The organism is Ekhidna sp. (genome assembly GCF_964218185.1).
In the GTDB taxonomy this organism is placed as follows: Bacteria; Bacteroidota; Bacteroidia; order Cytophagales; family Cyclobacteriaceae; genus Ekhidna.
Window position 1 is genome coordinate 64,114 of the sequence record NZ_CAXPLV010000001.1, and the last position, 19,632, is coordinate 83,745.

At 40.7% G+C, this 19,632-nt stretch carries 23 protein-coding genes; 9 read left to right on the plus strand and 14 right to left on the minus strand.

What is annotated here, in order from left to right; genetic code table 11:
• Positions 1 to 54: 54 nt before the first annotated feature.
• Complete coding sequence (msrB, locus tag ACEQZT_RS00295) at positions 55 to 540, plus strand: peptide-methionine (R)-S-oxide reductase MsrB (protein WP_370086167.1); 486 nt, start codon at positions 55 to 57, stop codon at positions 538 to 540.
• Here the strand turns inward: msrB and ACEQZT_RS00300 are convergent.
• Positions 506 to 1,492, minus strand: coding sequence for a YheT family hydrolase (locus tag ACEQZT_RS00300; RefSeq protein ID WP_370086168.1), 987 nt, complete (start codon positions 1,490 to 1,492; stop codon positions 506 to 508). The two genes, msrB and ACEQZT_RS00300, sit on opposite strands and share 35 nt — an antisense overlap.
• Positions 1,493 to 1,553: 61 nt before the next feature.
• On the opposite strand from ACEQZT_RS00300, the gene ACEQZT_RS00305 reads away from it, so the two are divergent.
• On the plus strand, positions 1,554 to 3,950 hold the full coding sequence (locus ACEQZT_RS00305; protein ID WP_370086169.1) for a TonB-dependent receptor: 2,397 nt from the start codon (positions 1,554 to 1,556) through the stop codon (positions 3,948 to 3,950).
• 5 nt (positions 3,951 to 3,955) lie between these two features.
• On the opposite strand, the gene ACEQZT_RS00310 is transcribed toward ACEQZT_RS00305, so the two are convergent.
• From ACEQZT_RS00310 to ACEQZT_RS00340, 7 genes are all read right to left on the minus strand, one after another.
• Positions 3,956 to 4,810: a hypothetical protein gene (locus tag ACEQZT_RS00310; protein ID WP_370086170.1), complete on the minus strand. Its 855-nt coding sequence runs from the start codon at positions 4,808 to 4,810 to the stop codon at positions 3,956 to 3,958.
• A gap of 51 nt (positions 4,811 to 4,861) precedes the next feature.
• Positions 4,862 to 5,719: a DUF5777 family beta-barrel protein gene (locus ACEQZT_RS00315; protein WP_370086171.1), complete on the minus strand. Its 858-nt coding sequence runs from the start codon at positions 5,717 to 5,719 to the stop codon at positions 4,862 to 4,864.
• Positions 5,703 to 6,248, minus strand: a complete 546-nt coding sequence (locus ACEQZT_RS00320) for a YceI family protein (protein WP_370086172.1) — start codon at positions 6,246 to 6,248, stop codon at positions 5,703 to 5,705. The genes ACEQZT_RS00315 and ACEQZT_RS00320 overlap by 17 nt, the downstream gene beginning before the upstream one ends.
• A gap of 2 nt (positions 6,249 to 6,250) precedes the next feature.
• Entirely contained in the window at positions 6,251 to 7,060 is an 810-nt protein-coding gene (locus ACEQZT_RS00325; protein ID WP_370086173.1) for a SprB repeat-containing protein, read from the minus strand.
• Positions 7,061 to 7,125: 65 nt separating this feature from the next.
• Positions 7,126 to 7,911, minus strand: a complete 786-nt coding sequence (locus tag ACEQZT_RS00330) for a hypothetical protein (protein WP_370086174.1) — start codon at positions 7,909 to 7,911, stop codon at positions 7,126 to 7,128.
• 55 nt (positions 7,912 to 7,966) lie between these two features.
• Entirely contained in the window at positions 7,967 to 8,440 is a 474-nt protein-coding gene (locus tag ACEQZT_RS00335; protein WP_370086175.1) for a DUF2452 domain-containing protein, read from the minus strand.
• Positions 8,433 to 8,567, minus strand: coding sequence for a hypothetical protein (locus ACEQZT_RS00340; protein ID WP_370086176.1), 135 nt, complete (start codon positions 8,565 to 8,567; stop codon positions 8,433 to 8,435). The genes ACEQZT_RS00335 and ACEQZT_RS00340 overlap by 8 nt, the downstream gene beginning before the upstream one ends.
• Before the next feature lie 48 nt (positions 8,568 to 8,615).
• Here ACEQZT_RS00340 and ACEQZT_RS00345 point away from each other — a divergent pair, with 48 nt between their 5' ends.
• Positions 8,616 to 8,978, plus strand: a complete 363-nt coding sequence (locus ACEQZT_RS00345; RefSeq protein ID WP_370086177.1) for a DUF3127 domain-containing protein — start codon at positions 8,616 to 8,618, stop codon at positions 8,976 to 8,978.
• On the opposite strand, the gene ACEQZT_RS00350 is transcribed toward ACEQZT_RS00345, so the two are convergent.
• Positions 8,975 to 9,232 (minus strand): hypothetical protein, encoded by a 258-nt coding sequence (locus ACEQZT_RS00350; RefSeq protein WP_370086178.1) that lies wholly within the window; start codon positions 9,230 to 9,232, stop codon positions 8,975 to 8,977. The two genes, ACEQZT_RS00345 and ACEQZT_RS00350, sit on opposite strands and share 4 nt — an antisense overlap.
• 155 nt (positions 9,233 to 9,387) lie before the next feature.
• On the opposite strand from ACEQZT_RS00350, the gene ACEQZT_RS00355 reads away from it, so the two are divergent.
• The gene (locus tag ACEQZT_RS00355) at positions 9,388 to 9,888 is read left to right on the plus strand and encodes a DUF2911 domain-containing protein (RefSeq protein ID WP_372530115.1); all 501 of its coding nucleotides are present in this window, start codon (positions 9,388 to 9,390) and stop codon (positions 9,886 to 9,888) included.
• Here the strand turns inward: ACEQZT_RS00355 and ACEQZT_RS00360 are convergent.
• A complete protein-coding gene (locus tag ACEQZT_RS00360) occupies positions 9,875 to 10,318 on the minus strand; it encodes a DUF302 domain-containing protein (RefSeq protein ID WP_370086180.1) in 444 nt (147 codons plus the stop codon). The genes ACEQZT_RS00355 and ACEQZT_RS00360 overlap by 14 nt on opposite strands.
• Positions 10,319 to 10,461: 143 nt before the next feature.
• On the opposite strand from ACEQZT_RS00360, the gene ACEQZT_RS00365 reads away from it, so the two are divergent.
• Entirely contained in the window at positions 10,462 to 12,396 is a 1,935-nt protein-coding gene (locus ACEQZT_RS00365) for a SpoIIE family protein phosphatase (RefSeq protein ID WP_370086181.1), read from the plus strand.
• 9 nt (positions 12,397 to 12,405) lie between these two features.
• On the opposite strand, the gene ACEQZT_RS00370 is transcribed toward ACEQZT_RS00365, so the two are convergent.
• From ACEQZT_RS00370 to ACEQZT_RS00380, 3 genes are read right to left on the minus strand one after another with little or no spacing between them, the layout of a single operon-like run.
• The gene (locus ACEQZT_RS00370; RefSeq protein WP_370086182.1) at positions 12,406 to 12,642 is read right to left on the minus strand and encodes a hypothetical protein; all 237 of its coding nucleotides are present in this window, start codon (positions 12,640 to 12,642) and stop codon (positions 12,406 to 12,408) included.
• 8 nt (positions 12,643 to 12,650) lie between these two features.
• Complete coding sequence (locus ACEQZT_RS00375) at positions 12,651 to 13,898, minus strand: response regulator (RefSeq protein WP_370086183.1); 1,248 nt, start codon at positions 13,896 to 13,898, stop codon at positions 12,651 to 12,653.
• 23 nt (positions 13,899 to 13,921) lie between these two features.
• Positions 13,922 to 15,823 carry an ATP-binding protein gene (locus tag ACEQZT_RS00380; RefSeq protein WP_370086184.1) on the minus strand — a complete coding sequence of 634 codons (1,902 nt, stop codon included), beginning with the start codon at positions 15,821 to 15,823 and terminating at the stop codon, positions 13,922 to 13,924.
• Positions 15,824 to 16,235: 412 nt separating this feature from the next.
• On the opposite strand from ACEQZT_RS00380, the gene ACEQZT_RS00385 reads away from it, so the two are divergent.
• From ACEQZT_RS00385 to ACEQZT_RS00400, 4 genes are read left to right on the plus strand one after another with little or no spacing between them, the layout of a single operon-like run.
• Positions 16,236 to 16,799, plus strand: a complete 564-nt coding sequence (locus ACEQZT_RS00385; RefSeq protein ID WP_370086185.1) for a SiaB family protein kinase — start codon at positions 16,236 to 16,238, stop codon at positions 16,797 to 16,799.
• Positions 16,800 to 16,835: 36 nt separating this feature from the next.
• Positions 16,836 to 17,219: a DUF1987 domain-containing protein gene (locus ACEQZT_RS00390; protein ID WP_370086186.1), complete on the plus strand. Its 384-nt coding sequence runs from the start codon at positions 16,836 to 16,838 to the stop codon at positions 17,217 to 17,219.
• 10 nt (positions 17,220 to 17,229) lie between these two features.
• On the plus strand, positions 17,230 to 17,748 hold the full coding sequence (locus tag ACEQZT_RS00395; protein ID WP_370086187.1) for a hypothetical protein: 519 nt from the start codon (positions 17,230 to 17,232) through the stop codon (positions 17,746 to 17,748).
• The gene (locus tag ACEQZT_RS00400) at positions 17,739 to 18,233 is read left to right on the plus strand and encodes a thioesterase (RefSeq protein WP_370086188.1); all 495 of its coding nucleotides are present in this window, start codon (positions 17,739 to 17,741) and stop codon (positions 18,231 to 18,233) included. The genes ACEQZT_RS00395 and ACEQZT_RS00400 overlap by 10 nt, the downstream gene beginning before the upstream one ends.
• On the opposite strand, the gene ACEQZT_RS00405 is transcribed toward ACEQZT_RS00400, so the two are convergent.
• Positions 18,228 to 19,547, minus strand: coding sequence for a YihY/virulence factor BrkB family protein (locus ACEQZT_RS00405; protein ID WP_370086189.1), 1,320 nt, complete (start codon positions 19,545 to 19,547; stop codon positions 18,228 to 18,230). The genes ACEQZT_RS00400 and ACEQZT_RS00405 overlap by 6 nt on opposite strands.
• Positions 19,548 to 19,632 lie beyond the last annotated feature (85 nt).

Sequence of the window (19,632 nt, forward strand, 5' to 3'; positions counted from 1 at the left end):
GACCTTTATCGCTGGTAATGAAACTGATCACTAGCTAAAAAGCGTTTGTAGGATATGAAAAATCTAATCGTACTCTTCGCCATACTGCTATCTATTTCTTCCTGTGCTCAGCAAAAAGGAGATAAACCTAAATCAGCGTTTCCTGTAAAAGAGAAGATTGAGAAATCGGAATCGGAATGGAAGAGCCAGCTGACGGAAATGGAATATTATGTTCTCCGGGAAAAAGGAACGGAACGTGCATTTACAAGCGAACTCTTAAATGTAAAAGACGAAGGCACATTTGTTTGTGCAGCCTGCGCCCTCCCCCTATTCTCATCAGAGACCAAGTTTAAATCCGGAACGGGATGGCCCTCCTTTTATGAACCAATCAATGCGGTGAATGTGGCAGAAGAAGAGGATCGAGCATACGGCATGGTTCGAACGGAAGTACTCTGCGCTCGATGCGATGGACATTTAGGTCATGTGTTCCCTGACGGTCCCAAACCAACAGGACTGAGATACTGCATCAATGGAGCTGCTTTGAAGTTTGAGAAGAAATAACTTCACTGATAAACCAGTCAGCAGCCACTTCCATATAGCTCCACTGGCTTCCCGGAATTGTGAATCCCACATGGCCTCCTTTTTCGGGCATTTCCAAAAATATGTTCTCGCTTTGTTCTGCCAGGTCTATTGGATAACAGGGAGGTCCCAGCATGGGGTCATTGAGGGCATTGACGATGAGTAGTGGTATTTTAATGTTAGGTAAAAACTGATCGCTCGTGATCCTCGTGTAAAAATCATTTGCATCCCGATATTCCGGATGAACCTTGAGGGTAAAGGCTTCATCCAGCTCTTTGAAGTTTCTGACCTTCCTGATTTTTTTCAAGTCCACAGGCATCTCCAGCACTTCAGATTTCTCTAATACCTTCTTTTTTAGCTTTGAAATGAACTTGTATTCATAAATCCTGTTCGCTCCAGACTTCAGCATCTCTGCACTATTTTGCACATTGCATGGTACCGAAAAGGATATCGCACCTTTGATTCGCGGATCCGGGTCTCGTTCACCCAGATACTTCTGCTGCATGCCGCCACCCATCGAGTAGCCAATCAGCACCACCTCATTATACCCCTCATTTAGCCCACGATCAATCACAGCTGCAATATCTTCTGTTGCCCCATGATGGTAAAACCTTGGAAGCCTATTCATTTCACCACTACAGCTTCTGTTATTCCACGCCAGAATGTCCCAGCCTTTCTTTGAAAAAAACTGAGCGGGTCGTTTGATGTAATGTCTGTCCGAGCTTCCCTCCAGGCCATGGCTTAGCACAATGAGGCGTTTATTTCCATTCTTCACCCAATCCAAATCCAGGAAATCCCCATCCTCCAATTCAAGCCTTTCTCGCTCATACTCAACCCCTTCCACCTCATAAAGAAGTGAGGGGATGATGGTCTCGAAATGACCGTTAAAAAAATACCATGGCCTTCTATGATATTTTGATTTTACAATAGGCATGAACGGCTCAATTTTTGCTTTGGAAAAGAATTATAAAATACCAATCGAAATTAACAACTGAATGAGACTTAAACTCAAATTCACTGCACTACTTTTTCTAGCCACATTCATTTCCTTCTCACAAAACGCTTTAATTGTAGATGATGCGACAGGCAAACCCATTGCCGATGTTTTCATTTACCATGAAAACAAAAACGATGTAGCATATACCAATGAAAAAGGACTTGCAGATATTTCTATCTTCCCAAAAGGTCTGGTATTTTTCCAGCATCCCTCGTTTCATCAGCAATCAGTAGCTTATCTCGGAAATGATCTTAAACTAGCCTTGAAGGAAAAGATCATGTCTTTCAATGAGGTGATCATCTCTGCCAATAAGTGGGAGCAGGAAGAAGAAAGCGTATCTCAGGAAATCATGACCGTAAACAAACGCACCATTCAATTTCAGAACCCGCAAACTTCTGCAGACTTGCTGGCTGGAACAGGTCAGGTGTTTGTTCAGAAAAGTCAGCTTGGAGGCGGCTCGCCAAAGATCAGGGGCTTTGCTGCCAACTCCGTATTGATGGTGGTAGATGGTGTGCGAATGAACAACGCCATCTTCAGAAGTGGGAATCTGCAAAACATCATCAACATAGATGCCAATGCGCTGGAAAGCTCTGAGGTGATTTTTGGTCCGGGCTCTGTAATCTACGGTAGTGATGCACTAGGCGGAGTGATGGATTTTCATACCATCGAGCCCAAGTGGTCTTCTGACAACATTGTGGATGTTTCTGGGAATGCCCTGGCACGATATAGCACAGCTGCAAACGAACGAACCGGGCATGTCGATGTTTCTGTTGGGCAAAAACGATTCACTTTCTTTCATTCTACAACCTACACCGCTCTGGATGACTTGAGAGCCGGTGCAAAAAGAAGTGGTGGGTATGAAGGAGAGTTTGAGCGCAAGTTTTATGTAGAGCGAATTAACGGAGAAGATCAGTTGGTGAGTAACTCCGATGTAAACATTCAGAAATTCTCCGGATACAATCTTTTCAATACAATCTCAAAAGCAAAGTATCGCCTCACCTCCGACATAGACCTGAGCTATGGCTTTTACTACAGCACCACCTCTGATATCCCTCGCTATGATAACCTTACCGAAACCATCACGCCAGATTCTGACTCGCTTGCTTCAGCTGAGTGGTACTATGGTCCGCAAGATTGGCAGATGCACAATTTGAAATTGAATTTTTACCAACCCAACGCCTTGTTTGATCAGGCAAGACTGACGCTGGCTTATCAGGATTTTGAGGAGAGCAGGAATGATAGAAACTTCGGAGATGACCGATTGAGGGTGAGAACGGAAAAGGTAGGAATGTATTCTGCTGCATTGGATTTGGATAAATCATTTGCAAAATCTAACCTCTATTATGGGCTTGATTTTTATTACAATGACATTGAGTCGGAAGGATACCGAAGAAACATAGAAACCGGAGAAATTACACCTACAAGCAGCAGATATCCTGATGGGGGAAGTGACTTCACATCATTGGCAGCATATGCCAGCTATGTAAATGAATTGACAGAACAAGTCACGTTTAACAGTGGGTTGAGATACAATACCATCAGTCTTAAGGCTACCACCACGGATGAAGCTGCCATAACAAATAATTCATCTGAGCTGGATCTTCGTAATTCCGCTCTGAATGGCTCGCTTGGTCTGGCAATAAACCTCAATGATATCAACAAAATCAGCTACAACATCTCCACCGGATTTCGATCTCCTAATGTGGATGATGTGGGAAAGGTATTTGACGTAGGTAGCAGTTTGGTGGTGCCTAACCCCGATCTTGATCCTGAATATTCCTTGAGCTATGAGGTGGCGTACCAAAGGAAGTCGGATCACTCACTTTTCAAAATTGTAGCGTTTCACAGCAGATTATATGACGCAATTGTAGACGGACCCTTCACTCTGAATGGCAACAGCACGGCTACCATTGACGGTGAGACATTGGATGTGTTTGCGAAGGTGAACACAGGTGACGCGGAGATTTATGGCGGTAGTTTAATTTATACCGCAGAGGTTGCTCCAAACTGGGCGGTATCAAAAACGATTAGCTACACAGGAGGCAAAGACATTACCAATAATGAACCTCTCCGACATACCACACCAATTTTCGGCAAGGCTTCCATCACTTTCCAGGACAAAAAACTACGATCTGAATTCTATGTTGAATACAATGGAGATCGTGACCCTGATGACATACCATCAGCGGAGTTTGATCGAAAGTCCTATCTCTACACAGCTGAAGGAAGTCCCGGATGGTACACCCTGAACATCAAGTCAAGCTACCAATTCACGGAACATATCAATGTGAATGCTGGAGTTGAAAATCTTCTCGACAAGCACTACAGACCTTATTCATCGGGAATCAGCGCTCCAGGAAGGAATTTTATCGTGGCGGTGAGAGCTAATATTTAAGGAGGTTATTTAAGAAATCTCATACCAAGTGTGAGATCAACCCTGGTGAGCGAAAAGTCAGTAGGTATTGTTCTGCCATCCTTTTCAATTTCGGAAAGCCGGGCAATATTAACCTCTGCCCCTACTCCGATTCCAAAGTTTTCAGTAAGCAGGAAATCATAGACAATTCCGAGCACCACACCAAAGGTGTCTCCCGATTCATAAAATTGATCTCCATCGATCAATCCATCTGTTTTGTATTGAATCAGGCCGCCTGAAATAAAATAATGCATGATCTGGTCATCATATAAAAAATCCCGGTACATCAGGGATATTGCGGCATAGCTAAAGCGTATTTCCTCATCCCGAATACTAGATATTCCATAGATATTAGGATCTAAATCAGCATCTGCTTTGGTAAATGTGTAATTGTATTTAGCACCTACGCCTACATTTTCAGACAGAAAAAAATGGAACTCACCTCCTACATTCCATAAGGACTGAAGTTGCTTTCGATATGAACTAGGCCACCCTCTATAGCCTCCAAATTGATACGTATAACCTGTACTGAGTGCCAACCTTACCATTGAAGGTTCAAATTCTTCCAAAACAAATCGATCTTCCTTTTTAATCGTTGGGGTGCTTGGTTGCTGGTTTTCGGTTTGTGACTGGCCATACTCGAAATGTTTGACTCGAGAGGTTTGAATTCGGTCGCTAACCAGTAGAATCCCGCTCTTATCGAAAATAGAAAAATCAATATAACTATTGGTGACTTTGGTGATTTTACAATTGATGGTATCACTCGCATTAGTCACAATTATATCCTGCGAACTAGCAGAATAGAACCCTAGTATAAGCAAAAGGAAAAAGTAGCGCTTCATTAACAACGAATTTCTCCTTGAAATTAGGGAATAAGTAGAATTTTACAGCTATCAGGACTTATTTGGTCGCAAATCAAATACCCGGGTGATATTAAAACCATAGTGTATGTCACCATCCCAAAAATCATCTGTTGTTTCCCCAATAAATCCACGCTCGTTCATCTGTACCGCATTGGTGAAATGAAGCTGGAAGACATGACCACCCGTCTCTATATCTACACCTACGGCAAATGAATTTTGAAACTGATCCGACTTGTCGGAAAGTTGAGGATAATATTCTGAAACTATCGCAATTCTATTTGTGACCTTATACCGAGCTCCTATCCCAATCGCCATCAAAAGATTGTCATCCTGTGCGGTAGCAACCAGGTTTCGTTGAATTAGAGTTGGAGCAACTTGAAGACTGAAATTAGAACTAAACTTCCTGGCAATTAAAAGCTGGGCAGTATAGGCGTTTCTATCGGTACCTTCCAAGCCCAACTCGTCTATGGTTTTGCGAACCATGCTTGTGAAAGCAGTTGCCGTAATAGGGCTACTTTTTGATTGACGTATAAACCTGTATTTTGCGAAAAAATCTACTGATTTATCAAAAGAACTTCTGCCTATTCCAATATTCAAATTGTCAGTCAGACCGTACTCCAGCCCCAATCGGATTGTTGAAAAATCAAGTCCATAAAACTCATCATAACCAGAGTTGATTGTACCAAACCTATGACTGATGATAAACTCCAGTACACCATTTGTTCGGGTTTCGATTGAATGACCATTGATTACCCTTGTCCCTTTAAATGTAGCTGACACGTATCCCTTCTCATCTGCCTGTTCAGATTCCAATATCTCAAGCAGCTCATCCTGTGCTAACAATCCAGTTGTACAAAGCAGAAGAATCAGACTAATTGTTTTTCTCATATGGCTTGTATTCAAATTTAGCAGTCACCTCTACCTCCTCAGCAATATTATAAAATAATGCCTTTGGAATCTTGATGTCGTAATCTTCCAAACGGATCGTAAAAGTGGTTGAAATATTCAATTTATTATTTTGAAAATTGATCTCTCCTGATAGCGAAACATCTTGGCTTACTCCATGTATTTCAAGAGTTCCTTGGGCACTAGCTTCTGACACTCCCTCATTTCCAGACCAGTCTATAATCTTTCCTTTGAAAGTAGCATTAGGGTATTTATCGGACTCCAGATAATTTTCATTGAAATGTTCTTGCATTAACTTCTTCTGAAACTCAAAAGATTTAATAGGCACAACTATTACAATAGCCTTCTTTCCAAGATCAATTAAGCTAGTAGCTGACTCATTTACAGCCTTTATGTCCTCCATGGGCGCGTCTGAATAGAACATAACGGATGATTGAGATGACTTAAATCGCTGAGAAATGGCGATTTGTGAAGTGAGTATCAATATGAAAATTAGTAGATTTCTAATCATAGTTAATTGTCCTTTGCCCCATCATCTACCCAGCATGCAATCATGTCTATTTCAGCTTGGGTTAGGCTTTGTCCTGAGCCAGCTCTAGGCATATTTCCACTTTGAGTTCTTGCTTTAATATTTTGAGCCTTGTTAATAACATTATTTTTTACAGTCCAATTTCGATCAGATCCATTACTTCCATCGTGACACGCAGCTCCAGCTCCACTTGTACAATTTGATGCAAGTAGTGGCATAATATCATTTATTAAACTCACTCCTGAATTTACATAAACACTCTTCGTTGCTGAACACCCTGCACCATCGGTAACCGTAACCTCATGGTCACCACTTGAAACTGAACTAAAAGTGCTTTCAGACTGGGCTGTGCCACCATCAAGCGAATAGGTAAAGGTTTCATCTCCACCCGAAGCTGTCACTTCAATGCTACCTGTAGCACTCAGACAGTCTGATGAAGTAGAGCTGAGCGAAACGACTAACCCACCATCTGTATTCAAAGTGCTATTTAGTTTTGCAGTACATCCATCTGAATCCATTACATGAATCGTTAAAGCACCAGCAACAAGTCCTGTAAACTCTGATGAAGATTGAAAGATTACACCGTCCAGGCTGTAGGTATAAGGTGCGATACCACCTGAACCGGAAACAGTGATGCTTCCAGTAGTTTCACATGTAGGCTCGGTCGTTGCGGTTATGGAAACCGACAAATCCGACTGACTACAATCCACTTCAAGATCTTCCTCACTGTTATTTGAACAGCCTACATAGATCAAGAGAGACGTTAACAAAAGCAATAGACTTAGATTCTTCATACCTCAGGTTCTTGATGTTAAATAAAGTTACATAATTAATGTAACAACATTAAACGTAGCTACCACTAATTATTTAAGGCTCCATCATCTACCCAGCATGCGATCAAATCAATTTCAGTTTGAGAAAGGCTTCCATCTCTTGGCATAGATCCGGATTGCGTTTCAGATTTAACACGTGATGCATTTTGTCTGACCTCCTCTTGCGTCATTAATCGGGGAGATTGACTTCCATTATGACAACCTGAAATTGAACACTCATTTGAGATGATGGGCATGATGTCACTATTCAAACTCACATTGGTCATGACCCGAATAGCCTTTTTAACCTCGCACCCTTCTTCGTCTCTGGCGGTGACTTCATGATTTTCCGGACTAACATTTGAATACATTGTGGTGGATGAAAACTCACCCCCATCAAGCGAGTAAAGTAGTTCTCCGACACCACCATTTGCATTAATAGTTATCGTTCCCGTATTGTTAGAGCAGTCGGAAGAAGTTGTTTCCAGGTTCAGCGTAATACCGGTAGGTTCAGACTCCAAAGTAAAAGATGTAGACGCCACACACCCGACCTCATCACGCACATAGATCTTAAATTTCCCAGCAAACAACCCGGTAAATAGACCCGAATCCTGAAATGCAGTTTCATCAATGGAATAGCTGTATCCTCCTTCTCCACCTTCTGCTGCTACAGTAATTGACCCTGGCTGATCGCAATCAGACTTTACTGATGATACCACCTGAATGGATAGGTCAGACTCACCACAGTCAATACCTGGATCTTCGGAATTGTTACCACAACCTGCAAAGGTTATCGAGATCAATAAAACACAAACTTTAATAGGATACTTCATGACTTAACATCATAGGTTACAAAGAACCAACGTAATAATACTGGCCTCAGATTTATCAATACTGATAATCCTGACTCTCCGTCTTAACAACCTCCCAGGTATGATCAGAAAGTAATCTTACCTCTGCTTCAAACGCTTCGTACGGAAAACTCTTTCCCCATTCATCGGGGCTAATCATTGACAGGAGATCTTCACCATTTTTCTTTTTGTACAAGAAGTATATCTTACCAATGACCGGCTGGAAGGGTACGTGTGCCTGATAGATTCTTTCGGAGACCTCAACCCTGCTCTTTAGATATTTAGCCTGCTCAATCAATGTTTGCATCTGCTCATAAAGCTGACGAAATTGCCTGTCAGTCTGATCATGCATCGCGGCTACTGCAGTGCCTTTTATCCTGCCACGATCCTCAGGTTTGATGATTGCACTCCCTGCATGATGGGCATATTCAATTAGGCCCGGTATATCCGTAATTTTGTCTTTCTCTTTTTCGAGATCGATGAGCGAAATATCTATTTTATTCTTAGTCATTTATCTGCTCATTTTTGTCCTTCTCCCATGGCGCAACCGTTCTGTTGCTTATATCAACAGCAATAATTATTAAGATGATAATGAAAATGATTGCTCCAATCAGGAAATATTTCTTAGACTTTGTCATACTTGCATGTTGAACCATCAAAATTGATCAATAGTTTAGATAAATCACATGATAGTAGAAGGTAAGATCGTAGAGAAGTACGATACGCAAAACATTAAAGACACTTTTAAAAAGAGAGAATTCGTTCTGGAATATGCGGAAAATCCGCAATATCCGGAGTTTGTAAAGTTTGAACTCATTCAGAGCAACTGTGACCAACTTGACTCTATCAATATTGGGGATGATGTGACAGTAAACTTCAACCTAAAAGGGAGAAAATGGACAGATCCGCAGGGAGAGGTAAAATACTTCAACAGCCTTCAAGCCTGGAGAGTAGATAAAAAGTCAGGTGCGAGTGACGATACTCCCCCTCCACCTAGCCAAGAGTGGGCAAAGGAGGATTTCTCCCAGGATGATGATCTACCGTTCTAACGTTTCTTCTTGAAAGTAACAGGGATGTATTCATCGGTTGGTAAGCCGATATGAGCAAGATTCCAATTCTTATCGTATCCGTTTACCAGCTGACGTATGCATTCTACACGATCTTCGGTAGGATACGGACAATCGTCCCATCTGAAAATTTCAACTCGATACTGGTATTGTTTTTTAATGCCATTAACTCGAACTTCAACTTCAATATCCTGCTCCTCGTTAAGCTGGGGTATTTCAATGCCTATAATTCCCATATGATGAATAGTTTTTATATTCAGCTGGCAAATAATATACCTAAATCTGTAACCTACTATTTTTCAGTACGTTATCGTCTATCCAAATGAAATCAGGTTCTCAATATCGGACATATTTTCGTTCAAAATCATGCATCAGAAGCATTGTATTACTGATGCTGTCCAATTATTTGATAAGCGGTTGTACCACCAATCCTGAAAAGAGGCCATCTCCTCTCAGGTCTGATAGTACATCTATCGGCAAGGTGAATGGATATATTGAGTTTAGTAGCCCAGCGGTAAGAGGTAGGCAGATTTTTGGAGAAGGAACTGACTTCTTGGTGCCTTATGGAAAGATGTGGAGAACAGGTGCAAATAACGCAACGTATGTATCGTTTTCAGCCGATGTTAGTATAGACACCTTTGATCTGGACAGTGGCAGCTACTCATTATTTACCATTCCAAACGAAGATGAGTGGACTATTATCTTCAACTCCGAATGGGAGCAGTGGGGATCTTACAATCACAAAGACTCCCTTGACGTGATCAGAATGCAAGTAAAGCCTCGCTATGCTGATCAAACGCAGGAAAGGATGCTGTTTTACTTCGCTGACGATTCGTTAAAATTCAGATGGGATAAGGTGAGATGGGCTATCCCAATTTTCAGCCGTCTTTAAGCGCTTCGTTCACCACGCGTATTTTCAAACGAGACATGCTGGTAATGATATCTTCACACTCCTGAAGCAGAAATCGTTTTTTCATCACCTTCGGATCAAAGAAGCCGATGTAGACATCTTCATTCTCTTCCCAAACCAAAATCTTCATAGGTAGATCTAAAGCTGTGGTTTGTCTGCAAGAAACAAGCTCTATCATCAAATTAGGATCTTCAAACAGAATCATTCTGGTTGGAGGTATTTTCACTCCATACTCCTGAGCAACTTTATCATGCGCTACTGTCTCAAAATATGCGAGCTTCTTCTTCTTGATTATCTCAACCAATCTATCGACTGTCTCATCTACAGATCGTTCGCTTCGATAGATCGTGAGGTTTTGGGATTTGGCGGTAAAAGCAGAAAATACAATTAAGGCGATTATAGTAAACTTCATTGGCGGATTAGTTTATCATGGCGAAGATAATATGTCTTTGGTGAAGAAAGGGCAATATTGACTCATTGACTTATCAATCATATGGCATAGATTAGCAATGGGAAAACATTTATTTTTACCGTGCTAACGGATAAACCCATTCTATGAACATATACGCCAAACTAACCATCCTTTGCCTATTTCTGGTTCTATTCACAGCAGGTGTTTTATCTTTCTTTGCAGACCAAAAAGTCGAACAAACTCTAAAAGAAGAGATTGTCGTGAGTATGACTCAACAATCCAAAGGAATAGGTTCGGACATTGGCAGGTTTATGTTCTCCCGGCTCAATGATATCCGCCTGGCCTCCAGGAATCCCTATTTCAGAAGCTCCAATATTAGCCAGGAGGAGCTAATTCAGAGACTACAAGAATTGGAAAACCTGAATGATTTATACTACTCCTTCTCGGTATTTGATAACGATAGAGTGCGGATAGCGGATAGTAAGCGCTTGTCAATTGGAAAACAGCATCCCTACACCCTTTATTGGACGAAGCTAGACGAAGATCAGGATGCCACCGTGGATGTTTCTAAATCAGAATCAGTTGGCAGGGTGGTGATGCACTTTGCCTCTAAAATCAAAGGATTGGATGATCAAACGGATGTGGGAGTTTTAGTTGGTCGAATTCTGGTAGACGAGCTATTCAAGATTGTTGGAGAGTATGCGCTAAGCAACGATACGTCTAGAAACCTTGATATTCATCTAATTGATTCAGAGGGTACTGTTCTTTACTCCAACATAGATCCGACCTCCATTCTCAGTTCCACTTACAGTCAGTTTGATCTAGTATCTAGCTTGAATGAGCCTGGAGTGAATTTCTTAGAAACGCAGGATGCGTTATACTTTGTGACAAGAGAGACGAACTACTTGTCATTTACCGGGAATGACTGGACACTTATCCTGAGCATTCCAAAGGAGAGAGCCTATGCCCCTCTCAAGCAAATAAGAGAGCAAATCTTATACGCCGTGCTTCCTGTACTAGCATTGGCCATAATACTATCACTTATTGCTGCAAACCTTTTTGTTAAACCAATTGTAAAACTGAGCTTGGCAGCAGAAGAATTGAGTAAGGGTAACCTGGACGTGGAACTGCCCATAGGGTCGAAGGATGAGATTGGAAAGCTAGCTAAGCAAATGACGAGCATGTCTCAAAATTTGATTGGACAGATTGAAGAGCAAAGACAAACTAACAAGCAGCTGATTGATCAAAAAACACAGATTGAAATGCAGAAAAATCAGCTCGTTTCTGTTTCGTCTCAAATCAGAGATAGTATTAGCTATGCGGAAAGAATCCAGCGTTCTACCTTACCTCCGATTAGTACGTTACAAAGTGTGTTTCCTGATTCATTTGTGACCTATAAACCAAAAGATATTATTGGAGGTGATTTCTACTGGTTTGAGCGTGTAAGAAGAGGCAATAATGAGTTCATGATCATTGCTTGCGGTGACTGTACCGGTCACGGTGTGCCGGGTGCTATCATGTCCATTATGGGAAGCAACCAGTTAACAAATATTGTTTACTATCAGAACTACCTCGATCCTAAGAAGATCATTTCAAGACTGGATAAAGTAATAAAATTTGAGCTGCAGCGTGACACTGACGAGGTAAACAGGGATGGGATGGAAATTGGTATTTGTGTGATTGACCTGGATACCTTGAAAATGGAATTTGCCGGAGCTGGAATACCGCTTCGATTGATGAAGCATGGAAGTGATGAACTAACCATCATTAAAAGCCCCAGACAGATGGTTGGTGGGATTGAAGGTGATGAACAAGAAGTGCATGCCCAGCTGACTAAAGAGGAAATTCAACTTGATGTGAAGGATAGAATCTTTTTGTCTTCAGATGGATTTCAAGATCAGTTCGGTGGAGAGTTTGACAAAAAGTTTATGTCCAAAAATTTTAATAAGCTAATAGAGGAATCTTCAAGCAAGCCACTTTTCGAGCAACAAAAAATCATCGAAAAGACATTCAGCGAATGGTCCAAAAACACAAGTCAAACAGATGATGTATGTGTACTGGGTTTTGAAATAAAATAGGAGTTGATTTTATTGAGGAGCTAGAATATCCTCATCAACCGTCATTTCGTAAAGTTCGGAAAGGGCTGAATTTAGCGATTCCATCAATTCATCATCAATGTCTATATCCGGATTCAGATCCTCCATTTCCTTTAGAGTATAGCCCTTTTGTCTAATATCATCCACGCGTTTCAAACATATCCTTGTCCATGACTGAGGACTGATATTATTGGTGCACCATTGCTTAAAACTACTCGCTTTCGCCATCCCAAATATTAGAGTTTAAAACCTATGATCGAAATGTCATCATTCAAACTAGCACCTGCTTTCCAGGTTTGAAGATTACTCATCAAGAACTCTCTCTGCTCACTCATAGGTTTGTCTTGAACAGATTTCAGCATTTCTTCAAACTTCGCATACGAAAACTTTACGCCATCCTCATTCATCTGATTGTAGTATCCATTTGAATACATATAGTAAGATGAATCAGATTGAATACTTATTTTATCTGCAATGGCATCTTCAAAGTGATCTCCCTCATCCCCTTTCAGTAAAGTAGACTTTTGTCCATCAAATACGATCATATCCTGATTGATACCGCTAAATTGTAGGGTTTGAGCATTATGATCAAATACAGCAACAGATACCTTCAAGTCACATTGCAACTCATCAGAACCTGCAGCATCCAGCTCATACTTCAATTCATTGATTATCTCTCCAGAGTGGAATATCTTTCTATCGTGAGTCAGGTAATTGAGCACAGAATCTGCAATAAGAGTCTTCAACGACCCAACAATTCCTTTTCCATCAAACTCAATCAAAGAAACCACGGTATAATCTTCTGATCTGAAGTTCAGCCTTGTGGTCCATACAAACTCTTCGCTGAACAAATACTTGGTTTCAAAAATCACAAAGTGATCTTTAAACTGCCTGCTTAGGTATCGATCATTAGGGAGCATTGACTGCTGGAGCAAACCTGCATATCTGATGCTATCTATTAGTCGTTTGTTGATCTTATTTAACTCCTCAGTGCGCTCACGCACTCTGCTTTCCAACTCCACATTGCTGTCTTCCAGCTCTTTGATGTGCTCTTCGCTTTCAGCGGCTTGCTGATACGTCTCGATTGCTCGCTCGAGCACACCCTTCATTTCATCAAAATTCCAGGGCTTAGTTATATACTTAAAAATCCCGCAGCGGTTAATTCCATCTTTGATGGCCTCAATATCCGTGAAACCAGTAAGAATAATTTTGATTACATCCGGATGATCCGGTAGTATCTTCTCAAGAAATTGTGTGCCCGTCATCTCTGGCATTCGCTGGTCAGTCACAATAACCTGAATATCTTCCTGATTTAGAATATCAATTGCCTCTATGGGGTTGGTAGAGGTGTGCACATTGAAAAACTTCCTGAAGTTAGCTTTGAATACTCTCAGGTTTGTGGCTTCATCATCCACGTATAGAAGCGAAAATTTCTTCTTATTAGTACCTCGCTCTAGCTGCTGCTGGTCATGAATCTCTTCCATCCTTCCCTATTACTTAATGTTGTTTAATTACTTTCTGCAACTTCTTTATCCTCTTTCTTTTTGATTGGGGTGATCTTCTTAGGCAGTGTGATTACAAACTCTGTTCCCTTGCCTACCTCACTTGAAAGATCAATTTTACCACCGTGCTTTTCGATAATACCGTAGGTAATAGACATTCCCAGTCCGGTACCAACACCTACCTCTTTTGTGGTAAAGAATGGCTCCCAAATCCTATTTTTAATTTCGTCAGGTATACCTATTCCATTATCCTTGATTCTCACGTATACTTCGTTATCAGCCTCTTCCGTGTAGATTGTAATCTCAGCATCCTTCTTATCGTCAGGCATGGCCTGCACCGCATTATTCAGGATATTCATGAATACCTGATTTAGCTGACCAGGATAACACTCGATATCATGCATGCTTTCATCGTAGTGTTTGGTAATCTCAATTTTACCTTTCGTCTTATTCCTAAGAAGTGTAAGAGTCGCATCGATGTTTTCATTAACATTAGCGTTTTTAGCCTCCTCTTCATCCAATCTAGAGAATACTCTTAGACCTTTCACAATTTCAATGGTACGAGACACTCCATAGTTGATGTCATTGATCAGATCGTCAAGCTCATCCACAATCTCATCGTACTCGTGTTCCTCTTTCAGTTCTTTTACAGACTCCAACACATCTTTAGGATCATCCCCATCGTCAAGTCTGGTGTATTCCTCTGAGATTTCTCTCATTGCCTCAATTGACATTTTTAGTGACACCATACCACTGGAAATAAAGTTGATCGGGTTGTTGATCTCGTGGGCAATACCCGCTGTAAGCTGACCAAGAGAAGCCATCTTTTCAGAGTGTACCAACTGTGATTGAGCACCCTTCAGTGACTCGAGCGCCTTAGATAACTCCTCTTTTGATTTTTGCTCATTTTCAAGCAATGACTGAAGCTTCTTCTCTGCAAGGAATAACTTTTCGTTATCCTGAAGTTGTTTATCTGCCAGCTCCCTGATCTCAACCTCTGAATCCTGAAGTTTCTTATAAGCCAGGTTCAGTTCATCCTGAGCTGAAATCAATCGCTCGTTAATCTTAATCTGCTCTTCAGAAGATTTCAAGAGCTTAGCCTCAGATTCCTCGAGTTTAAGGTTTTTCTCTTCAAGTTCTTTCCTTGATAAGTAGAGCTTCTTGTTAATAAGCTTTTGTTTCTGGAAGTTAATTTTTAGCTGCTGCTCAGATTTCTGTACTTTAATGAAGGCCTTGTTTGCAGATAAGTAGTTGTCACTGGCCAACTTAACCAGTGGCCTAAAAATGAAAAATCCTTGTACAAGAAAAATCCCCACAAAAATCGAGAATCCAACATATTCAGCAAGACCAATACTAGCCCCTCTGTTTTGAGCATTTTCTACAAAGTAGTTGGTAATATTTTCTGATGCAGTGTTATACCTTCTTATTGTATTAACCATTGCCTCAATTGATCGCCTCAAAGACTGACGATTCAAATCCGTATCATTTGTACTAAATGAAACATCTAGAATATTAATCGCATTCGTATTAATGTCAAAAAACAAAAATTTGATCTCCTCCTGTAGGGCTAGGTATTCGTCCGTTTGAGATGGCTGGGTGATGCCAACATCCGGATCACCGTTTAAAAGAGCCTGATGTCCCTTTTGCCACTGAGGGAAAATACGTCGCAACTCATTTTTAAAGAAGTCGAAGTTCTTTTCGGTTTGAGAGTATCCCATACCTATAGATGCTTTCACAATCTGCTCAGCTAAAGCAGTTTGATTGGCAGAAACCTGAACGACTTTTGGGTCCTGGTTAAATGAGTTTGTTATTTCTTTTTGGAGGACAAAGACATAGTAAGCTACGGCCCCTATCAAAACCAGTGCCGTCAGAATATAGACATTGGCATATAAATCCTTCTTTAACATTGCTCAAACATAGTTGGTTAATACTCTTAACTAGTTAATCTCTATTTGACTAACGAATTAAAAAAATCCTATTCGTAAGTCACTCAAATCTATACTAAAAATACGTTTATTGGAAATATCACATTTTAATACATGTTTTCCATTAGTTAGGCCTAACAATTATGCTTAGGCATTTTTTAGCATTCCTCACCTTTACTAAAGTAGTAAAGAAAAGCATAATTTGCCTTTTCATAATGTTTTAATCTTGTAAGTCTTTTTAAAGAGCATAGCTTTGCATGCTGAAAAATTTGAGGGTTGGAGTGTTGGTGGCTTAATCGATTGATAATCACCTAGAAGTTTTAGATGGTTAAAGATTTGGTTTAGTTAGTCATATGTTCTTACTTTTCCAGCCCAAAGAAAATTACCCCTATTTATGGATTATCTGAGGAGCTACAAAAACATTTATGATCAGAACATTATTCTCATGTTCAAGGGAGAATTGACCTTTGATTTGGTTACTGCCATGATAGGGACACTGGAAGAGAGACTGGAAGAACTGGAAGAAAACAGAAAGGTGAAAAAGAAGTTCTACAATGTAGCAACCGAATGTATTCAAAATCTTTATTATCACCTGGATGAAGTGAATGCTGATGATATGAAGGTCAGTAGTTATGATTCGAATTCGGCACTGATCATGATCGCTGCTAGAAAAAGATTTTACAGCCTGCAAACAGGTAACTACATTCCTGCTGAGAAGACAAAAGAAATACAGAAAAGACTTGACGATATCAATTCGGTAGATGCAGATGAATTGAGAGCTTTGTACAAGAAGGTCTTGGCAGAGCAGGAATTTTCAGATAAAGGAACGGGTGGCTTAGGATTTATTGACATAGCTAGAAAAACAGGAGGACAGAAACTTAGGTATAAGTTTCAGCCAGTGACTGATAAGGTTAGCTATTTCACTTTTCAAATAAGATTGCCAAGAATAGAGGGATAGAACCAAAAAAGAAAATTAGAAACCGTAGAGAAATTTATGGAAAAAGTATTCATCGAACCGACAAGAACAACCCCTCTGATCAATTTTGATCCAGAGGAAGGATTATTGGAAATGAAAGGAAGATCCAGCCCTGAGAACTCCATTCAGTTTTATCAGCGCGTTCTTGATAATTTAGATGAATTCTGTATTTCCGGTGGTCCAGAGTTTACAGCCAATATCGCTTTTGAATACTTCAACACAAGTTCTTCAAAATGCCTCTTTGATGTTTTCAAGCGATTGAGTAAAATTGAAGACAGTGGAAAAAAGATCACGATAAATTGGTACTACGAAGAAGGAGATGACGATATGATGGAGGCTGGCGAAGATTATAGTGATCTATTAGATCTGAATTTTAACTTCTTTGAAATAGAGGAAGATTAGCGATTGATTGATGGAGAAAAATCACGAGCTTTATTATGATGAGATAGAAAGTCTCAGAAGGTTCAGATCAAAGATTGAAACACATGCAATCTACAAGGAAGATCTGGACTCCTTCTCTGACGAATATGAGGAGCTTGTGGCGCAGGCCAAGGTGATTACACGTGTATCCGACCGTCTACAGAAAAAGCTTGATAATGCTAACCTTCAGATTAGAGAGCAAAACGACGAAATCAAAGAGAAAAACATTGAGCTGGGTAAAACCATAGAGCAACTGGCTGTTGCACGCGTGGGTAAAAAAGCCTCCACCATCATGCTTACTGTTGCTGTAGTCCTATTTATCCTAGAGCAAATTTTCATTGAGCCTATCATTGAAGAAAATATTGAGGTTCCCTATTTAGGACTTGGCATTCTGGCTATTCTTTTCTTTGCAGTAAAATTCTCCGAAGGAGCCCTTGAAAAGTATTTCCTAAATCAGGAAAAGCGCAAGATTCTACAAAAGGAGCAAAAAGAAGAAAGCGGATGGAGTTAAATCCTAAGCAAACAAAACTCGCTCAGCAAGTTACTAGTGGGTTAAAGTTTCCACTATTTCTAATGAAAAGTCTGCCGATGGGATGGATAGCGGGCTTAAGGGTTCGAGAGCTAGATGGCGAGAAATGCACTACTTCTGTTCCGTTCAAAAATCTGAATAAAAATCCTTTCAAGTCGATTTATTTCGCTGTGCAAAGCATGGCAGCAGAGCTTTCTACTGCTACTCCTTGCCTTCTTGCGATTACCGGACATCAGCCATCTGTAGCTTTCATCATTGTAGACTTAAAAGCCAACTTTCCTAAAAAGGCTACCGACCGGGTTTTCTTTACCTGCGAAGATGGAGCTAAAGCATTTGAAGCTGTGGAGAAATGCATTGCTACTGGAGAAGCAGCACAGGCTACTTTCAAGACTGTGGGAAAAATGAAAGATGGAACCGTAGTTTCTGAGTTTGAGTTTACCTGGTCATTCAAGCAACGAGAATCATAAGTCCTTTATCAGGATATTCGATTCTGTCTTATTCCATTTCTCTTCAATTCGTTTCAACGCCTTTTCTATACTTTCAAAAGCTCTGGTCTTTCGTGGATCAAAATCCCCCATGCCCTGAGATTCATACTTGGAAAGAACTGTATACAAGTCCATTTTATGAATATCAAAGCTAGGCTGATAGGCGATATCGTCAGAGTCTGTACGAGTGATCAGTCCAGACTTTTCAAGATCGTAGCAAATGTCTACCACATATTTTCGTGGAATGTTCACAGAACTAGCTAAGTCATTGAGTAGCAAAGCTCCCTCTGCTTTTTCAAATTTCTTTACCACCCGATAGAGTAAAAGCAAAGTCAGTTTCCGCCTGTGACTCAAACTAATTTTAAGTTTCTCTGAGTTCATTTCCCACTGATCTACATACTGAACTCCATAGCAAATTTCTGCACCAAATAGGACGATAAGCCAGCTGATCTGAAGCCAGATCAAGAATAAGGGAAGAAATGCGATACTACCATAGATGGCGTCATAACGAGCGAAAGCAAACTGCAATGAAATAAATGCTTGCTGGTTGAGCTGATAGAGTGTGCCGGCCACAATACCTGCAAAGAGGGCTGGCCAAAATTTTACCCTTGTATTTGGGAAGATGAGGTATATCCCAAATAGCAGAAACCAGAGGATGGTATATGGCAGCAGCTTCAAAAGGAAGATAATACCGGACCTCAGCTGGCCCAGAAATTCCATTTGACTAATTACTTCCTGAATAGTGTCTTTAACGAACAGAGTAGCGCTACTAGCTACAATCAATAAAACCGGACCGAGCAGAATAACTGCTACATAATCAGACACCTTCCTCTCCCACCTTCTACTTTTCTTGATCTCCCACATATCGTTGAATGCGGCCTCTATATTGATCAAAAGACGAATCACAGTGAAGATCAGGAAAACGATCGAGATACCTGTGACAATCCCCCCGCTAGCCCCGCTAAGCATTTTTTCAGCGTAAGGAAGTACATTTTCCAACACTGCTTCCTGTCCACTAAAATACTTCGCCAGTTCCTTCTCCATTAGCTCTCTTATTCCAAAAGCTTTGGCAATAGCGACAATCATTGCAATGACAGGCACCAATGAGAGCATTGAAAAATAAGTGAGTGCGGATGCTTTTTCAGCACATTTGTCATTTACAAACTCTTTAATGGCAATTACCCAAACACGGATGAATCCGAACAAAAAACGTTTCCGCTTTGGAAGGGATTTGAGCTTGATGCGCCAGAGGTCAACTTCGATGAACTGTCTGACCTGATTCAGCTTTTTTGTCATTGAATCGTGATTTTAACGAAAAGATAAGAAGAAAACCCACACTGGGTCGGTTCTGTTTTCAAAGAAAAAGGGGCTAGCGCCCCTT